Annotated in this window: 15 protein-coding genes, 1 tRNA gene and 1 pseudogene; 7 read left to right on the top strand and 10 right to left on the bottom strand. The window is 42.6% G+C overall.

Annotated features, from left to right (window positions below):
• The 3 genes and pseudogenes from CSQ79_RS28655 to CSQ79_RS17445 all read left to right on the top strand — a co-directional run.
• Positions 1 to 112: pseudogene (locus tag CSQ79_RS28655) on the top strand (IS982 family transposase); the annotation flags it as partial.
• Between the two features lie 284 nt (positions 113 to 396).
• On the top strand, positions 397 to 546 hold the full coding sequence (locus CSQ79_RS27985; protein WP_289501256.1) for a hypothetical protein: 150 nt from the start codon (positions 397 to 399) through the stop codon (positions 544 to 546).
• Between the two features lie 3 nt (positions 547 to 549).
• A complete protein-coding gene (locus tag CSQ79_RS17445; protein ID WP_143755470.1) occupies positions 550 to 1209 on the top strand; it encodes a DUF7002 family protein in 660 nt (219 codons plus the stop codon).
• 191 nt (positions 1210 to 1400) lie between these two features.
• Here CSQ79_RS17445 and CSQ79_RS17440 read toward each other — a convergent pair.
• Positions 1401 to 1474 (bottom strand) — tRNA-Met (locus CSQ79_RS17440).
• A 240-nt stretch (positions 1475 to 1714) separates the two neighbouring features.
• Between CSQ79_RS17440 and CSQ79_RS17435 the strand changes: the two genes are divergently transcribed.
• Complete coding sequence (locus CSQ79_RS17435) at positions 1715 to 2794, top strand: MraY family glycosyltransferase (protein WP_099702423.1); 1080 nt, start codon at positions 1715 to 1717, stop codon at positions 2792 to 2794.
• Positions 2795 to 2897: 103 nt separating this feature from the next.
• On the opposite strand, the gene CSQ79_RS17430 is transcribed toward CSQ79_RS17435, so the two are convergent.
• The 8 genes from CSQ79_RS17430 to CSQ79_RS17395 form a co-directional block, all read right to left on the bottom strand.
• On the bottom strand, positions 2898 to 4412 hold the full coding sequence (locus tag CSQ79_RS17430) for a Ycf46 family AAA ATPase (RefSeq protein WP_099702422.1): 1515 nt from the start codon (positions 4410 to 4412) through the stop codon (positions 2898 to 2900).
• Between the two features lie 43 nt (positions 4413 to 4455).
• Positions 4456 to 4962, bottom strand: coding sequence for a YceD family protein (locus CSQ79_RS17425; protein ID WP_099702421.1), 507 nt, complete (start codon positions 4960 to 4962; stop codon positions 4456 to 4458).
• Positions 4963 to 5103: 141 nt separating this feature from the next.
• Positions 5104 to 5619: a Jag family protein gene (locus tag CSQ79_RS17420; protein WP_099702420.1), complete on the bottom strand. Its 516-nt coding sequence runs from the start codon at positions 5617 to 5619 to the stop codon at positions 5104 to 5106.
• A gap of 2 nt (positions 5620 to 5621) precedes the next feature.
• Positions 5622 to 6767: a membrane protein insertase YidC gene (yidC, locus tag CSQ79_RS17415; protein ID WP_099702419.1), complete on the bottom strand. Its 1146-nt coding sequence runs from the start codon at positions 6765 to 6767 to the stop codon at positions 5622 to 5624.
• A 218-nt stretch (positions 6768 to 6985) separates the two neighbouring features.
• Entirely contained in the window at positions 6986 to 7366 is a 381-nt protein-coding gene (locus CSQ79_RS17410; protein WP_099702418.1) for a PH domain-containing protein, read from the bottom strand.
• A complete protein-coding gene (rnpA, locus tag CSQ79_RS17405) occupies positions 7353 to 7754 on the bottom strand; it encodes a ribonuclease P protein component (protein WP_099702417.1) in 402 nt (133 codons plus the stop codon). The genes CSQ79_RS17410 and rnpA overlap by 14 nt, the downstream gene beginning before the upstream one ends.
• 31 nt (positions 7755 to 7785) lie before the next feature.
• On the bottom strand, positions 7786 to 7920 hold the full coding sequence (gene rpmH / locus CSQ79_RS17400; RefSeq protein ID WP_099702416.1) for a 50S ribosomal protein L34: 135 nt from the start codon (positions 7918 to 7920) through the stop codon (positions 7786 to 7788).
• A gap of 115 nt (positions 7921 to 8035) precedes the next feature.
• Positions 8036 to 8548 carry a DUF2808 domain-containing protein gene (locus CSQ79_RS17395; RefSeq protein WP_099702441.1) on the bottom strand — a complete coding sequence of 171 codons (513 nt, stop codon included), beginning with the start codon at positions 8546 to 8548 and terminating at the stop codon, positions 8036 to 8038.
• 854 nt (positions 8549 to 9402) lie between these two features.
• Between CSQ79_RS17395 and CSQ79_RS17390 the strand changes: the two genes are divergently transcribed.
• The 3 genes from CSQ79_RS17390 (at position 9403) to CSQ79_RS17380 (ending at position 12326) form a co-directional block, all read left to right on the top strand.
• Positions 9403 to 10569 carry a Re/Si-specific NAD(P)(+) transhydrogenase subunit alpha gene (locus tag CSQ79_RS17390; protein WP_099702415.1) on the top strand — a complete coding sequence of 389 codons (1167 nt, stop codon included), beginning with the start codon at positions 9403 to 9405 and terminating at the stop codon, positions 10567 to 10569.
• 72 nt (positions 10570 to 10641) lie between these two features.
• On the top strand, positions 10642 to 10935 hold the full coding sequence (locus CSQ79_RS17385; protein ID WP_099702440.1) for an NAD(P) transhydrogenase subunit alpha part 2: 294 nt from the start codon (positions 10642 to 10644) through the stop codon (positions 10933 to 10935).
• The gene (locus CSQ79_RS17380; protein WP_099702414.1) at positions 10932 to 12326 is read left to right on the top strand and encodes an NAD(P)(+) transhydrogenase (Re/Si-specific) subunit beta; all 1395 of its coding nucleotides are present in this window, start codon (positions 10932 to 10934) and stop codon (positions 12324 to 12326) included. The genes CSQ79_RS17385 and CSQ79_RS17380 overlap by 4 nt, the downstream gene beginning before the upstream one ends.
• A gap of 225 nt (positions 12327 to 12551) precedes the next feature.
• Here CSQ79_RS17380 and CSQ79_RS17375 read toward each other — a convergent pair whose 3' ends face one another.
• Positions 12552 to 13361 carry a DUF3800 domain-containing protein gene (locus tag CSQ79_RS17375; protein WP_099702413.1) on the bottom strand — a complete coding sequence of 270 codons (810 nt, stop codon included), beginning with the start codon at positions 13359 to 13361 and terminating at the stop codon, positions 12552 to 12554.
• Positions 13362 to 13602: the final 241 nt, after the last annotated feature.

Raw genomic sequence — 13602 nt, 5'->3', positions numbered from 1 at the left:
CCGAAGCCCTGTTAATTTCTGCGTTAACGTTCTTTGCGGATTAATTGCTTACTGCCATCAACCTAAGAAACCCAGCCTTCAGATGGAGTGGCTTTTATCTCAAACAGCTTAACCCGAACTCAGGTTAATTAAGCTCAGATATTTAACTTTTTTACCTGAAAATGTAACCTGAATTAGGAATATCTAATAGCAACAAGCAAAAAGTTTTGGTATTTGTAATAAAAATGTCCCAAAAGTGATTTGAACACTTGACCTTGGTCTTATAAATCCCCAAAGAATTGCTGTCAAACTCTGTCAAGGCATATGTTAGAGTATTCATACAGTTCCCTGCCTAAACTTTGACTAAAAATTAAAAAGGCGATTCCTGCGCAAAATAGCAACAAAGGACTTATGCTGATGTACCAGCAGCCTGCTCAACAGATGGTACTTGGACATCTATGTGACAGTACTAATGACGTTGAGAAGATTGACCAAGCTTGGTTTAAATCTATGGTACTTCAAGTTACACTCTGGAGCTATCCTTATGTGAAGAAAAGCGATTTTTAAGCAATGGCAAAGCAGATAAAACTCCCCGATCGCATTTACCACATGGCAGAAGCCGGAAACTGGTCGTCGATCCAACAGTACGGACTGCTCTGTGCTAGCAAACTGCTTGATCTGGCTGGACTAGTTGGAACTGAGCGCGAACACTTGGAGCGCGTCCAACGACAGGAACATACTAAGCTTCCAAACGGAGTGCAGATTCGCGATCAAAAGCCAATGCCGCCAGAAGCACTAGAATCTTGCTTGGTTGGATTGAACCCAGCGGAGTGGTACGCCTTGATCAACAACCGCGTATTTTTCTGGCTCGATCCAGATCGTCTCAATCGGCAGCGAGCCGCGTGCGAGCCGCGATCGCAAATAGTATTGACTATTGATACATCTGAGCTAGTAGCTGCTTACTGCCACCAAGTCGCTGTCACTCCAATCAACACGGGTAACGCTCGACGGCGTCCAGCTTGCCGTGGGGCAAGTACTTTCGTCCCCTATACTGTGTGGGTCGAGTCAGGGTGGGCTAGCGAAGCGGCGACACTCGGACTTCCTGAACGCAAGCGATCGCATGTCCCAGTTGAGCTGACGGTTACAGGCGGGGTACCTGACGCAATGCGGTTTGTGCTCAACGTGTGTGAACTAGAAACGGGTCAATCGTTTACGCTGCTAGATGCCTAAATAATGCTTTACTTCCTTAAGCTAACTCGTCTAAACTATGAAACTACAATTGCATAAATCATCTACATTCGTTACAAATGTTGGTTAAAATGTCCTTGTGTAACGAAATCGTTAAAACAGCTTACTCAAACAGGGGATAATAGCGATCGCCCGCGAGCAGCCTTTCGTTATTTTAGCATTATGATAAAAAATGGCTCAAGGCAGATTTGAACTGCCGACCTTGGGCTTATGAGTCCCCTGCTCTAACCAACTGAGCTACTGAGCCAAGCATTAGACAACGATTTATAAATATAGCATACACTATAAGCGATCGCTAGCCTTACTGAAATTAAACAGAAACAGCACAATTCTAATCAAAGGTGAGTATTCGCCAGAGAAAATGTGAGATTTCCTAATTTTTACCTGATTTACATCAGCGACGGAATTCCCTTAAGGCAGTAGCATATTGATTTATATAGCGATCGTGCTTGTGTAATTATTCCCAGTAAGGGTTGAATTATTATAGATGAACCTGTACGGATTTCTCCAATCCCTCGGCATTGCCAACCCTAGCGGAACCGGCTGGCTAGCGGTAATCTTTACCTTTATATTAGCCTGGGTAGTCACCTGGCGATTGACTCCGCCAGTGCGTTCGTTTGCGTTACAAGTTGGTTGGGCAGATCAACCCAACGAAAGGCGGCTGAATCGAGAACCTTTGCCTAATGCTGGAGGTTTAGTCATTTACTTCGGAGTGCTTGCTGCACTAGTACTGGCTACTCTCTTACGACCAATTGTGATTGAAGGTGTACTTGCTGAAGTTCTAACAATCTTATTGGGAGGGTCAATACTAGTACTTGTAGGTTTTATTGACGATCAATTCGGCTTACCGCCGTGGGTACGTTTATTAACTCAAATTCTGACAGCACTGCTATTGATTAGTAGTGGAATCAAAATAGAAGCACCTTTGGGGACTCCGATTGACTCACTACTTGCGATCTGTCTAACTGTGCTGTGGGTAGTTGGAATTACTAATGCTATTAATTTGATGGATGGAATGGATGGCTTAGCAGGAGGGGTGAGTTTTATTACTGCTATGAGCTTACTTGCAGTTTCTGCTCAATTTGAGACACGGGCAGCAGCAACTTTGCTTTTAGCTGCATTAGGAGGAGGCGCACTGGGATTTTTACGCCACAACTTTCATCCTTCACGGATCATTATGGGCGATGCTGGAGCCTATTTTTTTGGATACGTTTTAGCTGCGACAACTATTTTAGGTAATCTAAAAGTAACAACGGTGTTTGCTCTAGTGCCACCTGTCTTGTTTCTGCTCTTGCCAGTCATCGATACGACTCAAGTATTTGTATTACGGTTGATGGCAGGAAAAAATCCTTTAAGTACTCCTGGTAAAGATCATCTGCACCACCGTTTACTAGCTTGGGGCTTTTCTCAAAGACATACAGCAATCACGTTATGGACTGTCACAATTGTTTCTAACTGGCTAGCTATGCAGCTACAAGGAATGAGTGCAATGGCAGCATTAGTTACAATTGCGAGTGTTGTTGCTCTATTAAGCTTTACAATTTGGCGCAGAATTAGGTCTGTTTGACACATTGCTAATTAAGCATATGAGCTATGGTCAACGCTCCTGTTGCCTTTCATTCTCGCTCATTTGAGTTTTAGCTCACAAGGACGAGTAGTTGGCGTGCAGTTCATTGCATCTGCCGCTGAATCCGACAACTTAAAGTGCTGTGCTTTGAAGCTAAACGAGCTTTTCCTGCCGCAGCCCATTCTTGGAGAAACTCGATTTGCTCTTGCGCTGTCCTTGCCAAAGGAATAATTTGACTAGCGGCTTCTAAAACGTCATCGGTAGTAAAGTCACGGTTTTGACTAAAGCCAATATGCATAGCTTCAATGAGCGTTTGCTCAATTTCTGCACCGGAAAAGTCTGGTGTTTCGTAAGCTAATCGTTCGATGTCGTAATTTTTGATATTGTGCGGACGCAGTCGCAATAGATGAACTGTAAAAATGGCTTTGCGTTCTTCTTGGGTGGGTAATCCAACAAAGAAAATTTCATCAAGACGCCCTTTGCGCAGCATTTCTGGTGGCAACGACTGAATATCATTAGCAGTCGCTACAACAAACACTGGTGATGTTTTTTCTGCTAGCCAGGTGATAAATGTACCAAATACACGGCTTGTCGTACCAGCGTCACCTTTACCACCAATGCCAGAAAATGCTTTGTCAATCTCATCAATCCAGAGGATACAAGGAGATAAGGCTTCAGCAACTTGAATCATCTGCCTAGTGCGTGATTCAGATTCACCAACTAAACCGCCAAACAATCGTCCAACGTCTAAGCGCAGTAAAGGTAAATGCCAGTGATGCGCGATCGCTTTAGCAGTCAGTGACTTTCCTGTTCCTTGAATTCCTACTAACAATAAGCCTCGTGGGTGCGGTAAACCATAGCTGCGGGCGCGTTCAGTAAATGCCCCGCCTCGCCGTAGCAACCAATCTTTGAGATTATCTAATCCACCAATATCAGAGATCTTTTCCGTAGCAGGGTAAAAGTCAAGAATTTGAGTTTGCCGAATTGTTTGCCGCTTTTCTTGCAATACGAGTTCGACATCTTCAGGTTGAATTTGTCCGTGGGTTGCGATCGCCCGAGCTAAAACTCGTCGAATGCGCTCCATTGATAGTCCTTGGCACGAACGAACTAATTCATCAAGTACCTTTCCCGTCAGTGATTGCCCTGTTGCTGCTAGTAACCGCTCGATTTCTGCTTTAATTTCTGGTGCTGCAGGTAGAGGAAACTCCAAGACGGTTAAAACTTCACTCAAGTCTTCAGGAATCGCTACTTTTGGCGAAAGAATAACTATATTTTTCGGTTGAGACTTTAATAGCTTTGCTAAATTACGTAATTTACGGCAAACGGACACATCTTCCAAAAATCGGTGGAAATCGCGCAAAATAAATACTGCTGGTGCTGACATAGGCAGTTTTTCAATTAATTCCAGCGCCTGTAGCGGGTTACGACGACCAAAACCCGCATCATTAGGATTACTTGTGTATCCATCGACAAAGTCCCAAGTATAGATTGCCCGATTTCCTTGACGCTGTGCAACTTCCCGAACTGCTAGTTCTACTCGTTCTTCTTCAAATGTTGGGATGTAAACTAGTGAATAGCGGGCGCGGAGTAGCAGTTCAAATTCATCATGGAAGCTCATGGTAGTATTGGGGGCTAGACGCTATTAAGGACTCGTTTGCATTTTAACTATTAGAGTTGTTTTTGAGCGATTGCAGAGAAGCCCAGCGCTTGTCAATAAGTCCAGCTGAAGCATCGTTATTGTCTGTTTGAATTCCGAGACATTTACTGTCACACAGTTGCCTTTGCGGAATTTCTAAACACAACTGCTCATAAAGCCACTGGGTAGGATTGAAGAAACCGCGAGGTGGTAATGTTTCTATCAAGTCTTCCAAAGCTAGTTCTCGCTCAACTAAAGGCGTATCCGTTTGTTCTGCAGTTTCGTCTAACCAAATAATTTCTGAGGTATCGACGACCAAACGATGATTATATTGTTGCAAGCAGCGATGGCAAGTTAATGTGATGATTGTTTCGGCAGTTGCTGAAACTTCTAAATAGTTGCCGCAGTGTTTAACTTTTATCCAGCCGCGAACGGGTGTCAGGGTTTCTAAATCTGGTAAAAACTCCTGAACTTGAATTGCCTCAGTTTTCTCCGGCGCTTTAATTAGCTGCGGAATATAAATTGCTTCCATCATAATTTTGCGCCACCCCTTCAAACACAAGTATTTCCGGCACAGGTTAGTACTCAAATAACAGTCTAGCTGTTGCTATCACTTGTTAGCTATCAATTATGTAAAAGGGGCGCAATAACGCCCCCAGACTCTCCACTGATTTTATGGCAACTGCCGCACAACTAAATGACGGTGCGGCTCTTTACCTTTACTAAAAGTTTCTAAATCAGAGAAACCTTTCAAAAACGTGTGAACTTGACGGCGTTCTGCTGATGACAGAGACTTAATTTCAACTTCTTGCCCTGAAGCACGGACTTGCTCTGCTGCAGAGGAAGCGATCGCTTGCACTTCTGCTTGGCGACGTATGCGATAACCGTCTAGTTCTACAGTATATGATGCTTGTTCGCCTTGTGATTGATGTAAATTGAGTGTCGCATTAGCCAAATACTGAATTGCGTCAAGTACGTTGCCTTCGGAACCAATGAGAGTTTTTATTTGATCTGAGCTAAGTTTAGTTTCATCAACTGTCAACCAGTAATTGTCAGGCTCTTGAGCAGCACCATCTTGAATTTGACTTGCTTCTACTAAGTGTGCTTCCACATTTGTAGACACACTCATAAGTTTGAGCAGCGATTCCAACCAAGTTTGACCCCGCTGCATTCGCGTATCTTCTGTCATACTTATCCTGAAGCTTTTTTCTTAGAACGTCCTGGCTCGAAAGGAAGTGCTTCACGTCCTTTGGCTTCTGACTCTTTTGTCTCTGATGCTGCGACAATCTTTTGGAGATTTTCAGGCAATGGTTCGCGGGAAACAACAAAAGTTTGCAATGTTTGGAAGATATTCGCAATGAGCATGTACATCAGGACTCCAGCAGGTAACGGGAAAAACAAAAACATCCCCGAAAAAATGACTGGAGTAATTTTGTTAACTGTATCTTGTTGAGGATTACCTGAGGCACCTTGACCAGAAAGAACTTGGTTAAGATATAAACTCAAACCAAAGCCGATCACCATTGCCACAATATCCCAGTGAATTTTGCCATCGGCATCAAACGCGCCCACTCTGCCCAAAGCATCAATAAACAAAAAGCCTTTTTCCGAAGCAATTCCTGGAATAGTTCCTTGGATTGTTGCTTCACCTGGTTGCAAGGCTTCAATATTGCCTACTTCATCAATTTGTATCCGCTCTTGACCTTTAGTGATGCTCCAACGTGGCTTAATCCTAGTTTCTGGATGTTCAGCCGCTAACTCTTGAAGTGGCTTACCCTCAACTGTTTGAAATTCGAGCTTTGTTTTTTCTCCAACAGCTAAGCTATTACCACTAGGTACAATTGCGCTAATGCGGTAATGCTCTCCATCGGCTATATAGATATTTTGAGGTGAAGTCGCAAAGGCTTTTGGTTGAATTCGTTCGATTTGTTCCTGGGGTACAATTTGCAGGTTGACAGTATAGTTGATATCAGAAAACGGCGAACCGCGCAGCGTCGCGAATAAAGCAAACAGTACTGGCATTTGCAACAGTACTGGTAAACATCCAGCTAGCGGATTACCAAATTCTTTGTATACCGCGCTCATCTCTTCCTGCAACTTTGCAGGATTGTCCTTGTGTCGTTCTTGAATTTCTTTAACCCGCTTTTGCATTAAAGGCTGCGTAATTCGCGTGCGCCGCATATTGCGAATTGAGCCAGCACTGAGAGGGTAAAGTGCAAAGCGAATGACGAGTGTTAACGCCACGATCGCTAAGCCATAGCTGGGCACGATCCCATAGAAGAAATCCAGGATCGGCAGCATTACGTTGTTAGAAAGAAACCCGATACCAAAATCCATTGGTGTTAAGTCAACCTGAACTACTCTAATTTGTCTGAATCTAATGTATCCGAACTAAGGGTTAGGCGTTGCGAGCAGAGAACGGAGGATTGATGTTTTTCGTCATTTTACTAACACATCGATGTTCAAAATTCGTTCATATTATTAAATACTACGCTAAGCACTGGCTCTAGCATTTCATAGTAAAACCAGAAGCCTGCCCTCATATCGTTATCAGACTATGATGTTGCACCAACTTTCTTGGCAGCTACTTGCTCGTTGATATAGTCGTAAATCTCGCGAAACTTTGGAACTGCACGTAGTTCCAAGCGACTACCATCTCTAAGTGTAAGAACCATATCTCCCCACATGCCAAGACCACGAGGAACTTTTACAATCTTGACAATTTCTGCGTAGATAATATCAGTGCGATCGCGCCCTTGCCATCCTCCTGTTACTGTAATTCTACGATTTGTAACGCGATAGCGTAACCACAAGGCTCTGACAATTGCGCCAACACTCAGTGGTAAACCGATTAGCGTTAATCCAATTAGCAAGTTAATAATAAGGTCTCCAGTATGCGGTCCACCTTCAAAAAACACTTCTTCACGAATGCCCATCGATTACCTCAGCTTCTTTCAACAACTGCTCTAATTCTTGCAGAAATTGATCGTAATCGCACTTAGCTTGCACAACTGAAGGTTTTACGATAACCACTAATAGCCATCCAGGCGATATCTGAGGTAACAAACTGCGAAAAGCTGCTCGGATCTGACGCTTGATCCGATTGCGCACTACAGCCCGTTTACTCACCTTTGTACTAATCGAAATGCCAATTTTAGTTGGCACTAACTCAAAGTTTTCTGGCTCCACCTTGGAATTATTAACAATCGGTTTAGCTTTTTTGTGTAAGGCTCTCAGTGTGAGATGAGATCCATGACAGCGGATACCTTCTCGAAACACTGCTCGGAAATCGTACCGACTTTGAAGTCTATTTGAGCTATGCACTACGTCTCGTTGATTTTTGAATGTCTCAACGCTAAACGGTTAACCGATGACGTCCTTTTTTTCTGCGAGCTTTAATCACGTTTTGTCCATCTGGAGTCCGCATGCGAGCGCGAAAGCCAGATGTTCTTTTTCTTTTGCGGTTGGTTCCTTCTAGAGTGCGCTTCATGGGTTTTCTTCCTTACTCAGCTGTTTCAAAAAATCACAATCTCTTATTGTATCACCAAACTTGCAACTGATTGACTTGAATAGCAGCTTCTCAGGAAGATAGACTAACTGCTAGCTCAACTAATACTCAGAATCCACGTTCCTACATAGCGCAGTAGGGGTACATCACCAGGAGATTGAATCTGGCAATTGAAATAGTACATCCCGCCAAAGGTAGGATTTCTAACATTAGAAAATACTATTTCAGTACGCGAGTTAGCTGGTACAGGTTCGGCAGGAAAGATTTCTACTACACGGTTTTCTTGGTCCCATCTCACTTCTTGCAGGGGTACGCTTTTGCCTCTTACACGTACTTCAATTTTATCTGGATCAAATTTGCCTCGATAGTTATCTGGATAGGAAACTGTAAATTGAGCAGCAGCTAAATTCAGCCTATTTCCTGGAATGCGCAAGCGGTACCGATCCCAACCATTAGCTTGCCCACCAAAATCCAAGCGAAAAGGCAACTGATTTTCGCGTTTTACACCGCTAAATATTGTAAAACCAGGTAAAGACTGGGCGGTAGAAATGACAGGAAATGCAGCAATCAAACAACCACTAACAGCTAAAGCAGAAATTACGCGACGCATAGATACTTTTGTGGCTACCATCGGTCTGTATACCTAAAAAATTACTAGGTGTTTTTACTAAACTTTACCAGAAAGGGGCGAGGAGCTAGGGATGAGAGACGAGGGCAGAAAAGAATCTCGTGTAAATCAAGTTTAAGGCTCTAGCACTAATGGTATGGAGAAGCTAAAAATTGTGTGGAGAGGAAGTAGCCCGACACACAAATCGCAATTCCAGCCGCTAAATGCCTGTTAAGGGGTGAGAGAACTCCTTACTCATCGCTCCTCGCTCCTGTGAGGTTGGACGTGCTGTAGTTGAAAAAAGTGCCATTTTCTTAAGATTTTGTTGAGCATATCTTAGACCAAAGAAGCAGAGCAGGCTCAGTTTGAGTTACTCTCATCTTAGGTAATTTGCTTGACTTTGTTGATAAATGTGTACCAGTGTGTCTATATCTTGGGTTTTCGTTATAAAAGTTGAGACATTTTGCCACACAAGTGCCTATCAGGTAAGCTACATTCATCAAGACATTTCCCAAAATTGTTAAATATGCTTTCTGTATGACGAAGAAAGTCAATGTTACTACGTGTAACATATAGGCTATTTTTTGTAGCTCAATTTATAAAAGAAGCTAAAGATAGAATTTAACATTTGGGGATCGCAATAAGATGTGCAGAATTAAGTATAAGTAAGTTTTGAAAAGTATTAAATTGCAATTGCCACAATGAAGCCTCCGATAGCAACAAAGCGGATAACACGCTGCTTTGCCTTGTCCATGCAAAACTGAGGAGGAGTAAGGAGCTTTCAATTGGCTATAGAGGGAGCTAGTAACACACATAGTTTTGAATTGCGTGATTGGGATTATCAAGAAGGAGATTGAATGAAATTAGCAGTTGCAAAAGAAATTGAAGTTGGTGAGCGTCGTGTTGCCTTAATTCCAGATACAGTTGCTCGACTAGTTAAGAAGGGAATCGAAATCTGGGTAGAAGCAGGTGCCGGAGAAAGTTCCTTTTTTACGGATACAGACTACGAAACAGCAGGGGCAAAAATCATAACTGATACAGATGCCTTGTGGCGTGAAGCTGATATCCTGCTCAAAGTAGGGATACCTAGAGAGCGCGAAGACGGACGTTTGGAAGTAGATTTATTGCGTGAAGGCGCAGTTTTAATTAGCTTTTTAAATCCATTAGGTGAACCTGAGATCGCCCAGCGTTTAGCACAGCGACAGATTACAGCGCTGAGTATGGAAATGATCCCGCGCACAACGAGAGCGCAAAGTATGGATGCTTTATCATCACAAGCATCGATTGCGGGATACAAAGCCGTGTTAATTGCTGCCGCAGCACTGCCAAAATACTTTCCCATGCTGACGACTGCGGCGGGAACAATCGCTCCAGCTAAAGTATTTATCATGGGTGCAGGAGTCGCTGGATTACAAGCGATCGCCACTGCAAGACGCCTAGGCGCTGTAGTAGAAGCCTTTGATATTCGCCCCGCAGTCAAAGAAGAAGTTCAAAGCTTGGGCGCTAAATTTGTTGAAGTCCAACTTAATGAAGATACCGTTGCCGATGGTGGATACGCTAAAGAAGTTTCGGAAGCTGCAAAGCAACGTACGCAAGAAGTTGTTGCCGAACACATCAAGCAATCTGACGTAGTTATTACAACGGCACAAGTTCCTGGTAAAAAAGCACCGCTACTTGTTACTGAAGAAATGGTAGCTCGAATGAAACCAGGTTCAGTTATTGTCGATATTGCTGCTGAACAAGGTGGAAACTGTGCTTGTACCGAACCAGGTAAAGACGTGCAACGCAATGGTGTAACAATTATTGGACCAATTAATCTACCTTCGTCAATGCCAGTTCACGCGAGTCAACTGTATGCAAAAAACCTTTTTTCACTTGTCCAATTGCTGATTAAAGATGGCAACTTAGACGTGAATTTTGATGACGATATTGTCAGTGCTGCTTGCATTACACACGCAGGTGAAATTCGCAATCAACGAGTCAAAGAGGCTTTGGCAACTTTCAGTAGTGCCACGGCTGGTTAAGTGGTGATGGGCGATCAAAGCAATTACCAATCACCCATTACCAATTACCTACTAAGAAATGGAGATTTTTCAATGACAGAAGCATTACTTGCTGCTTTGTTTGTATTTGTTTTGGCATCTTTTACAGGATTTGAGGTCATCAATAAAGTCCCGCCAACATTACATACGCCTTTAATGTCTGGTGCGAATGCGATTTCCGGCATTGCGGTTATCGGCGCAATTCTAGTTTCGGGTGCTAATGAGGGACAGGTATCTGTCATTTTAGGGTTAATTGCCGTCGTACTAGCGACCATTAACGTTGTAGGTGGTTTCTTGGTGACAGATCGGATGTTGCAAATGTTTAAGAAAAAAGAGGTGAAAGCGTGAGTGACTTTCTACCAACTGGAATTCAGTTAACTTATTTAGTCGCTGCTTCGTTATTTATTGTTGGTTTAAAAAAATTAGGTTCGCCTGCTACTGCACGGCAAGGTAATTTCTTAGCAGCAGTCGGGATGTTGCTTGCTGTCGTCGCAACGTTGCTCGATCGCCAAGTGCTGAGCTATGAAATGATTCTAATTGGGTTAGCGGTTGGTTCGTTGATTGGTGCGATCGCTGCGCAAAAAGTTGCCATGACGGCAATGCCGCAGATGGTGGGCTTATTGAACGGACTTGGTGGTGCGGCTTCGGCACTGGTAGCAGTGGCAGAGTTTTGGCGATTAATGGGAAATTCTCAAGCGATTCCCCTCGATGCCAATATTTCCATGCTGTTGGATGTCTTTATTGGTGGTGTCACCTTTACTGGCAGTATGATTGCCTTTGCCAAGCTGCAAGGTTTAATCAGCGGTTCCCCTGTGACATTTCCTTTACAGCAACCGATTAATGCCTTACTTTTAGGTGGTTTTGTTGTTGGTAGCGGATATTTATTATTTGCCCCCGAAAATTTACCAATATTCTTGGCAGTAGTGGGCGTTTCCCTACTCCTCGGCGTATTATTTGTCCTACCAATTGGTGGTGGCGATATGCCTGTCGTGATTTCGCTGTTGAACTCGTTGTCAGGTTTAGCGGCGAGTGCTGCTGGTTTTGTCGTCATGAACAATATGCTAATTATTGCAGGTGCTTTGGTAGGTGCATCTGGGTTAATTTTGACGCAGATCATGTGCAAAGCAATGAACCGCTCATTAGTTAGCGTGTTGTTTGGCTCGTTTGGTAAAGCTGGAGTTGCTGGCGGTAGTGGGACAGAAGATAAAACTGTCCACAGCATTGATCCCGAAGAAGGCGCAATGATGTTGGGTTATGCGCGTTCAGTCGTGATTGTTCCTGGATATGGGATGGCAGTAGCGCAAGCACAGCACAGTGTTCGCGAATTAGCAGATCAACTTGAAAAAATGGGTGTCGATGTCAAGTATGCCATTCACCCTGTTGCTGGAAGAATGCCAGGGCACATGAATGTGTTACTTGCAGAAGCGAATGTTCCGTATCCACAGTTGCATGATATGGAGGATATTAATCCCCAATTTGAGCAAACAGATGTCGCGTTGGTAATTGGCGCAAATGATGTTGTTAATCCCGCAGCCCGTAGCGATGCTGCTAGCCCCATTTATGGAATGCCAATTTTAGAAGTAGATCGCGCTAAGCACACAATTGTAATTAAGCGGGGTATGAGTACTGGCTTTGCTGGGGTAGATAACGATCTGTTCTACAAAGATAAAACTATGATGCTCTTTGGTAGCGCTAAAGATGTCGTAGGCAAGTTGGTTTCTGAGGTAAAGCAGTTATAAAAAGCTATCTCAATTACAACTGACAAATTGACAAGCTTGCTTTGAGGGATTAGTGCTCTTGAGGCAAGTTCTTTTTTAAGTATAATTACTTATAATTGTTACTAAATGATAGGCTAGCCATAGTTGACAAAAAAATGATTAAAAGGTAGCCTTAAAAATAGGCACAGCCTAGGGGTGGTCGTAGACCGCCGCACCATTACCGCTAAAAAGGCGGTTTTGTTGTTTTTAGGGGTTATTGTCAAAGCAGTAATATTTAATTCCTAAACTATCTACAAGATTAGGCTCTAAATCACAATCTACTAGTAAATTAGCCTTTTTAAGGCTTAAAAATGCTTGATTGTTTGGCTTGTTTTTACTAATAACAACAGGGTACAAACATAAGTCAGCAATTTGCATCACTGAATTTTTCTTTTTCTTGCTATCGATCCCGCGTAGTAGAGATGAAAAGTCGTTAGCAGATAGAGGAGAATATTTATTAGCTCGAACAGTATCAAAAGGGTGTCCTACAGAGCGCAGTTCATTAAAGTAAGATTTGATTAGTCTATCTTCTTTTTTTCCGGCAGCTTCAAAATAAACCATTAATGTACCATTTTTAGTAGCTACATACTTAGCTGCACGTTCTACTAAAATAGTGAATGCACTTTTCATCATTTCCCATGTATCCTCGCCATACTTTTCTAAGTATCGTTTTAGATAACCATGACGAGATATAACACAAGCATGAACAATAATTGGGCAAGCAACTATTGTGTGAGTTACATCCTCCATAAACTTTTGTTGATCTGCTTTTGAAAGATTTCCTAGCCAATCATACCTATCCTTTTTAGAACGTATTTCGCTTCCATGTAAAGGTGTATCTAGAGGAATATTCCAGCGTTGTTTAAAGCCTAATACTAACGTTTCAATAATCGGTTCATGACCTCTACTTATGAGAACACCACCCATGCCAAAAAAAGGATATTGATCTTTGGGATCAGGCTTAGGGCTACCTGAATCATCGATATATAAAGCAAATTCACTATGCTCTAATTTCATAAACTGAGAAATAGTAATAAATCTCTTTTGGTTTCATAGTTAATAACTTCTATAAAAACAGCGGACAATCTCAATAAAATATTGAAATTAAAGCTATGTTGAAATTATTTTCAAAAACATTTTAGCTTAAAAGAAGTTTAACGCTAGCTTGAACAGCAGTTAATTATCAATTGATATCTTGCATAAGAGTCTTTTACTCAAAAAAAGATTGGTTACTTGATTAAATCTTTGATTTTTCTAA

It is taken from the genome of Gloeocapsopsis sp. IPPAS B-1203 (assembly GCF_002749975.1).
Classification (GTDB): domain Bacteria; phylum Cyanobacteriota; class Cyanobacteriia; order Cyanobacteriales; family Chroococcidiopsidaceae; genus Gloeocapsopsis.
Note: the sequence above shows the minus strand (reverse complement) of the source record. Positions and strands in the feature narration are given on the sequence as shown.

What these genes read in the sequence shown, in the direction of transcription:
- CSQ79_RS27985 (WP_289501256.1), top strand. Translation starts at nt 397, where the DNA reads ATGTACCAGCAGCCTGCTCAACAGATGGTACTTGGACATCTATGTGAC.
- CSQ79_RS17445 (WP_143755470.1), top strand. Translation starts at nt 550, where the DNA reads ATGGCAAAGCAGATAAAACTCCCCGATCGCATTTACCACATGGCAGAA.
- CSQ79_RS17435 (WP_099702423.1), top strand. Translation starts at nt 1,715, where the DNA reads ATGAACCTGTACGGATTTCTCCAATCCCTCGGCATTGCCAACCCTAGC.
- CSQ79_RS17430 (WP_099702422.1), bottom strand. Translation starts at nt 4,412, where the DNA reads ATGAGCTTCCATGATGAATTTGAACTGCTACTCCGCGCCCGCTATTCA.
- CSQ79_RS17425 (WP_099702421.1), bottom strand. Translation starts at nt 4,962, where the DNA reads ATGGAAGCAATTTATATTCCGCAGCTAATTAAAGCGCCGGAGAAAACT.
- CSQ79_RS17420 (WP_099702420.1), bottom strand. Translation starts at nt 5,619, where the DNA reads ATGACAGAAGATACGCGAATGCAGCGGGGTCAAACTTGGTTGGAATCG.
- yidC (WP_099702419.1), bottom strand. Translation starts at nt 6,767, where the DNA reads ATGGATTTTGGTATCGGGTTTCTTTCTAACAACGTAATGCTGCCGATC.
- CSQ79_RS17410 (WP_099702418.1), bottom strand. Translation starts at nt 7,366, where the DNA reads ATGGGCATTCGTGAAGAAGTGTTTTTTGAAGGTGGACCGCATACTGGA.
- rpmH (WP_099702416.1), bottom strand. Translation starts at nt 7,920, where the DNA reads ATGAAGCGCACTCTAGAAGGAACCAACCGCAAAAGAAAAAGAACATCT.
- CSQ79_RS17395 (WP_099702441.1), bottom strand. Translation starts at nt 8,548, where the DNA reads ATGCGTCGCGTAATTTCTGCTTTAGCTGTTAGTGGTTGTTTGATTGCT.
- CSQ79_RS17390 (WP_099702415.1), top strand. Translation starts at nt 9,403, where the DNA reads ATGAAATTAGCAGTTGCAAAAGAAATTGAAGTTGGTGAGCGTCGTGTT.
- CSQ79_RS17385 (WP_099702440.1), top strand. Translation starts at nt 10,642, where the DNA reads ATGACAGAAGCATTACTTGCTGCTTTGTTTGTATTTGTTTTGGCATCT.
- CSQ79_RS17375 (WP_099702413.1), bottom strand. Translation starts at nt 13,361, where the DNA reads ATGAAATTAGAGCATAGTGAATTTGCTTTATATATCGATGATTCAGGT.